The organism is Streptomyces sp. UNOB3_S3 (genome assembly GCF_020740895.1).
Classification (GTDB): Bacteria; Actinomycetota; Actinomycetes; order Streptomycetales; family Streptomycetaceae; genus Streptomyces.
This window is the reverse complement of record NZ_JAILXP010000431.1, coordinates 1-5,640: the sequence shown is the minus strand read 5'-3', so window position 1 is coordinate 5,640 and position 5,640 is coordinate 1. Positions and strand designations below refer to the sequence as shown.

Genomic DNA, 5,640 nt, shown 5'->3' with positions numbered 1-5,640 from the left:
GGCCCTCGCCCAGGCCGCGGCCCCCGCCACACTGCTGGCCGCCGCGCTCGGCGAGGCCGCGCGGGAGACCCTGCGCTTCGCGGTCGCCCTCGGCGGCGAGGTGCCCCACCAGGCGCACCTGCCCGCCCTCGTGGGGGACACCCACGCCGACGCGGCCATCGGCGAGCTCCTGGCCTGCGGCCTCATCACGCCCGTCGCCGCGCACTACCGGCTGGCGGCCGGCGTCGCCGACCAGCTGATCGCCGGATACGGCGAGGAGTGGGCCCGGCAGGCGGCCGTCACGGCCCACACGGCCGCCCAGCACTACGCCTGGTGGGCCGGGCACCCGTCCGTCACGCCCGAGCGGATCGCCGTCGAGTCCGACGCGATCCTCGCCGCCCTGGCCGCGCTGACCGGCGAGGAGGACTCCGGGCACCGGGCGGCCGCCGTGCTGCTGGCCCGTACGGCGGCGCCCGCGTTCGCGGCGGCGCTCCGCTGGGGCGCCTGGGAACGCGGCCTCCGCTACGGCCAGGAGGCGGCGCGGATCGCCGGCGAGGTCGGCGAAGAAGCGTATTTCCACCACGAGTTGGGCGTACTGGCCCTGTGCACCGGCAATCTCGACCGGGCCCGGGCCGAGCTGGAGTCCTCCATCGGGCTGCGCGGCGTCCTCGCGGACAAGCGCGGCACGGTCGCCGGCCGCCGGGCGCTCGCGCTCGTCGCCGACCGCTCCGGCCTGGCCCTGGGCGCCCGCGCGCTGCCCGGGAGCACCCCGGCGCGCACCGGGATCCCGCCGCTGCCGCAGCGCGCCGGCGTCGACGGACGCACGTCCGCCGGCGAGGAGATCCCGGACGCCCGCAGCGAGCAGTCGGCCGCGCCGCCCGCCAAGGCCAAGGTCACCGACGACGGCACCACGGCGATCATCAGCAGGCCGCCGGGCGGTCCCGCTGCCGCCGCCGTGCCGCCGGTGCCGAAGGCGCCCCCGGGCGCCCCGCTCCCGGCCGGGGCGCGCAAGGGGACGTGGGCGCAGAAGCTGATGTCCGGCGGCAACCGCCGCAACCTCCTCGCGGCCGGCGCGGGCGCCCTGCTCGCCGCCGTCCTCGGCACCGTCGTCACCCTCGGCGCCGCCTCCGGCGGCGACGCCCCGCGCTCCGGCACGGTCAAGCCCGGCCAGTCCGCCTCCCAGCAGGACGGCGACGGCGGACTGAGCGCCGACGAGCCGGCGGCGGGGGAGCCGGGGGCGCCGCAGGTGCCCGCCCGGCGCGGCCGGCACGGGGAGAAGCAGGGCGACTGGGGCGACGGGTCCGCCTCGCCCAGGCCGTCCGGCTCCGCCTCGTCGTCCACGGACCCGGGCGGCGACCCCTCGCCCGGCACGCCCTCGAAGTCCCCGGGCGGCGGCACCTCGCCCACCCCGACGAAGTCCCAGGGCGGCGGTGAGCAGACGAAGACGCCGTCGGCCGATCCGTCGCCGTCGAAGTCGCAGGGCGGTGGCGACAAGACGCCCACCACGAAGCCCTCCGAGCAGACGAAGGAGCCGCCGACCAAGCCGACCCAGCCGACGGCCGGCGGCGCCAACTCGGCGAGCGGCCTGGCCCCGGGCGGCAAGCCGACCACGGGCAAGCCCACGGGCGGGACGCCGGTGGCATAGCGGAAACGACGGACGGGCCGGGGGTCGTGACCCCCGGCCCGTCCGTCGTTCACCCGTGAAAGCGGTTTACCCGCGGAAGAGGATCAGAACAGCCGCAGCTTGTCGTCCTCGATGCCGCGCAGCGCGTCGTAGTCCAGCACGACACAGCCGATGCCGCGGTCCGTGGCGAGCACCCGCGCCTGGGGCTTGATCTCCTGGGCGGCGAAGACGCCGCGCACGGGCGCCAGGTGCGGGTCGCGGTTGAGCAGCTCCAGATAGCGGGTGAGCTGCTCCACACCGTCGATCTCGCCGCGCCGCTTGAGCTCCACGGCCACCGTGTTGCCCTCGGCGTCCCGGCAGAGGATGTCCACGGGGCCGATCGCCGTCGGGTACTCGCGGCGGATCAGCGTGTAGCCCTCGCCGAGCGTCTCGATGCGGTCCGCGAGGAGCTCCTGGAGGTGCGCCTCGACACCGTCCTTGATCAGGCCCGGGTCGACGCCCAGCTCGTGCGAGGAGTCGTGGAGGACCTCCTCCATGGTGATGATGAGCTTCTCGCCCGCCTTGTTGATCACCGTCCACACGTTGACGCCCTCTTGAACGCCTTCCTTGATCGTGCACGGCGGCGACATCCAGTTCAGGGGCTTGTAGGCCCGGTCGTCCGCGTGGATGCTGACGCTCCCGTCCGCCTTGACCAGGATCAGGCGGGGGGCGGAGGGCAGATGGGCGGTGAGCCGGCCCGCGTAGTCCACGGAGCAACGGGCGATGACGAGACGCATGGTGAGCCACGCTACTCGACTCCTGCCACTTCACGCGATTCGCCCAGGAAGGGGCCCTACGGCTTCGGCCAGTTGTCGGTGTTCTCCTGGTGGGGCAGCAGTGGCCGGATTACCGTTGAAGCGGGCGGTCGCCGCACGGGCACGGGGCGTCGTCGTCCGCTCGCCCATCCCTGAGATCCCCTACGTGGGGGTCGCGAGAGGAGAACCCATGTCGCTCGACGTCTCACCGGCCCTCCTCGAACAGGCCGAGCGAGGCGAGGTCGACGAAGCAGCGTTCGTCGACTGCGTCCGGACCTCCCTGCCCTACGCATGGGAGATGATCAGCTCCCTGGTGGACCGGCTCTCGGTCGAAGGCGGCGAGTTCGCCGACAACCGTACGCCGCCGCCGGACGAGCAGGCGCGTGGCCAGTTGCTGCGCGCGCTGGCGAGTGACGCGATCCGCGGTGCCCTTCAGCGCCACTTCGGGGTGCGCCTGGCGTTCCAGAACTGCCATCGGGTGGCGGTCTTCCCGGTGGGCCCCACGGCGGACGAGCGTCTGGCCCGCTTCACCTCGATCAGGGGCCAGCTGCTGAACCAGTCGCCGGAGCTCCGCGACTGCTGACGCGTTCCGTGCTGCCGCTCCGGGCGCGGGGAGGTGCGAGCGAAGGGGAGCGGCAGCTCCGGCGGGGTGGCCCCAGAGGCGGCTCAGACGAGCAGCGGCAGTACGTCCGAGCCCAGCCTGCGGAGGTTCTCCTCGGTGGCGGCGAGATCCCCGGAGCCCTCGGCCAGGAGCGCGAAGCGGCGGATGCCCGTGCGCTCGGCGGTGGCCGACAGCCGGTCGGCGCACAGCCGGGGCGGGCCCACCGGGTGGAGCTCGCAGAGCAGTTCCGTGTACGCCAGCGGGTCCCGCATCCGGCGCTGCCGCCCGTCGACCGTCACATGCGCGGAGAGCCCGTGGTGGAACCAGCCCGGCATGGCCTTCAGCAGCGTCTCCGCCGCCTCCTGCCGCCGGTCCCCGACCTGGACGACGCCCGCCGCCACATGGCCGGCCGCCGCGATCTCCTCCGCCGAACGCCCCGCCTCCCGCGCGCACTTGCGCCACAGGGCGACCATCTCCGCCTTCTCCTCGTCCGTGCTGTGCATCCCGAGCAGCATCGGCAGCCCGTGCCCGGCCGCCAGCCGGACGCTCGCGGGCGAGGTGCAGGCGACGACCACCCCCGGGCCGGTGGAGTCCCCGCCCGCGTCCAGGAGTTCGTCGGGGCGCGGTACGACCGGGACCTCCCGGAAGGCGAACCGCTCCCCGGCCGAGCCGACCCGGGGTTCCCGCAGCCACCGCATCAGCAATTCGAGCGATTCCGGGAACCCCTCTTCGTACGCCCCCAGGCCTGAGTTGAACACCTCCAGGTCGACCCAGGGACCGCCGCGGCCGACGCCCAGCACGAACCGTCCGCCCGAGGTGAGGTGGAGCAGCGCCGCCTGCTCGCCCAGTGCCACGGGGTGGGTGGTGGGCAGCACGCTCACGGCCGTGCCGACCGTGATGGAGCGGGTGCGGCCGAGCAGCAGGGCGGCCAGGGTGACCGCCGACGGGCACACCCCGTACGGCACGAAGTGGTGTTCCGCCAGCCAGACCGCGTCCAGCCCCGCCTCCTCGGCCACCTCGGCCGAGCGGACCGCCCGGTACAGCGCCTCGCCGTGCCCCTGGCCAGGGAACTGGGCGGCGAGGACAAACGTTCCTACGCGCATCGCTCTTGTACCTCCTAGCGACCGACGCGGTATCCCCCTGGTGGCAATAACGGCTGACACGTGCCGAAGGTACGGCTGCGCGTGAAGTTTTCATGATGATCGGAGCACAAGCGCCATAGCGCCGGGGGCACTCCGGGCCGGGCCGGTGACCTTGGCGCGTAGGCTGGTCACGACCCGTAGCCGACGACTTGCCGAGGTGCCCTGTGTCCCCGCGCCGAAACCGCCAGCGAGGCGGCGCCGCCAGACAGAGCCCGACCCCGCGCGACGAGAGCGGTGTGCGCTACGGCCTGGAGAGCACGGAGGACTGGCGGGGCGAGGAGTGGGCGGTCCGGGCCGTGGGCGGCGGCGCGGCCGCCAAGCACTACCGCTGCCCGGGCTGCGACCAGGAGATTCCGCCGGGGGTGCCGCACCTGGTCGTCTGGCCGCGCTTCGGCGCCGGCGTCGACGACCGGCGGCACTGGCACAAGGCCTGCTGGAACGCGCGGGACCGCCGGAGCGCGCGGCTCCAGCGGTCCCGTAACGCGCCGAGGTACTGAGCGCTCCGCTGGAAGTCCGGTACGACATCCGCGGGTGCGTCGTGGCTGGTCGCGCAGTTCCCCGCGCCCCTGCGGGGCGCTACCGCACCGGACTTCGGCGAGGCCGCTCAGGCGTCGCGCTTGGCCAGCGAGAGGTACGCGCCGCCCAGGGCGGCACCGGTCACCAGCGTCATGATCCACAGCGGGTCCCAGCCGCTCGGTCCCTCGCCGGCCGAGACGTCGTAGAAGACGCCCAGCTGGTTGGGGATCGAGTAGAGCAGCAGCCATGACCGGACCTCGTTCAGGTCCGACGCCACCAGGAACATCGCCAGCACCAGCGGCATCATCACCAGGCCGAGCATCACGGCGATGGCCCCCGCCGAGTGGCGCAGCATCGCGCCGACGGCGAGCGCGAGCACACCGATCAGCGACATGAACACGCTCACCCCGACCGTGGCCTTCAGCCACTCCCCGGCGGTCGGCACGGTGCCCAGCCGGCCGGCGATCCCCTCGGTGGCCACGGCCACCAGCGTCGTCGCGACCGTGGTGGTGACGAACGTGAGCAGGAAGAACACGACGGCCTTGGCCGTGAGCACCCGCGCCCGGTCCGGGCAGGCGGTCAGCGTGGTGCGGATCAGCCCCGTGCCGTACTCGGACGACATCGTGAGCACGCCGAGCGTGATGACACAGATGAGGGAGAGCATCGTGCCGTAGATGCCGAGGACGAGGACCGGCGTCCGGTGCGTGGCCGCGGTGGAGTCCATCGCGCTGACGACGCAGGCGGCGAGCAGCCCTATCCCCACGATGAGCAGCACCATCGTCCCGAGCGTCCACACCGTCGACCGGATCGACCGGATCTTCGTCCACTCGGCGGCGAGGGCGTCGGCGAGGGTGGCCTTCCGGATCGGGATCGGCGACACATAGCCCCCGAGGGGCGCCTGGCCGGGCCAGTTCCCCTGCGGGGGGCTCTGCGGTACGGGGTGGCCCTCGGGGGCCGCCGTGCCCGGCACGGGCGGTACCGGCG

The 5,640-nt window shown here is 74.0% G+C and carries 5 protein-coding genes and 1 pseudogene; 3 read left to right on the top strand and 3 right to left on the bottom strand.

Going from position 1 to position 5,640, the window contains the following annotated elements:
• Nucleotides 1-1,624, top strand: a pseudogene (locus K6I33_RS30875) (ATP-binding protein); the annotation flags it as partial.
• A gap of 83 nt (nt 1,625-1,707) precedes the next feature.
• On the opposite strand, the gene nucS reads toward K6I33_RS30875, so the two are convergent.
• Nucleotides 1,708-2,379 carry an endonuclease NucS gene (gene nucS, locus K6I33_RS30870; RefSeq protein WP_229357849.1) on the bottom strand — a complete coding sequence of 224 codons (672 nt, stop codon included), beginning with the start codon at nt 2,377-2,379 and terminating at the stop codon, nt 1,708-1,710.
• Nucleotides 2,380-2,587: 208 nt separating this feature from the next.
• On the opposite strand from nucS, the gene K6I33_RS30865 reads away from it, so the two are divergent.
• Nucleotides 2,588-2,980, top strand: coding sequence for an SCO5389 family protein (locus K6I33_RS30865; RefSeq protein ID WP_229357848.1), 393 nt, complete (start codon nt 2,588-2,590; stop codon nt 2,978-2,980).
• A gap of 83 nt (nt 2,981-3,063) precedes the next feature.
• Here the strand turns inward: K6I33_RS30865 and K6I33_RS30860 are convergent, their stop codons facing one another.
• Nucleotides 3,064-4,101: an LLM class flavin-dependent oxidoreductase gene (locus K6I33_RS30860; RefSeq protein ID WP_229357847.1), complete on the bottom strand. Its 1,038-nt coding sequence runs from the start codon at nt 4,099-4,101 to the stop codon at nt 3,064-3,066.
• Nucleotides 4,102-4,304: 203 nt separating this feature from the next.
• Here K6I33_RS30860 and K6I33_RS30855 point away from each other — a divergent pair, with 203 nt between their 5' ends.
• Nucleotides 4,305-4,637, top strand: coding sequence for an ATP/GTP-binding protein (locus K6I33_RS30855; protein ID WP_229357846.1), 333 nt, complete (start codon nt 4,305-4,307; stop codon nt 4,635-4,637).
• 107 nt (nt 4,638-4,744) lie between these two features.
• On the opposite strand, the gene K6I33_RS30850 is transcribed toward K6I33_RS30855, so the two are convergent.
• Nucleotides 4,745-5,626, bottom strand: a complete 882-nt coding sequence (locus K6I33_RS30850) for an ABC transporter permease (protein ID WP_374286225.1) — start codon at nt 5,624-5,626, stop codon at nt 4,745-4,747.
• Nucleotides 5,627-5,640: the final 14 nt, after the last annotated feature.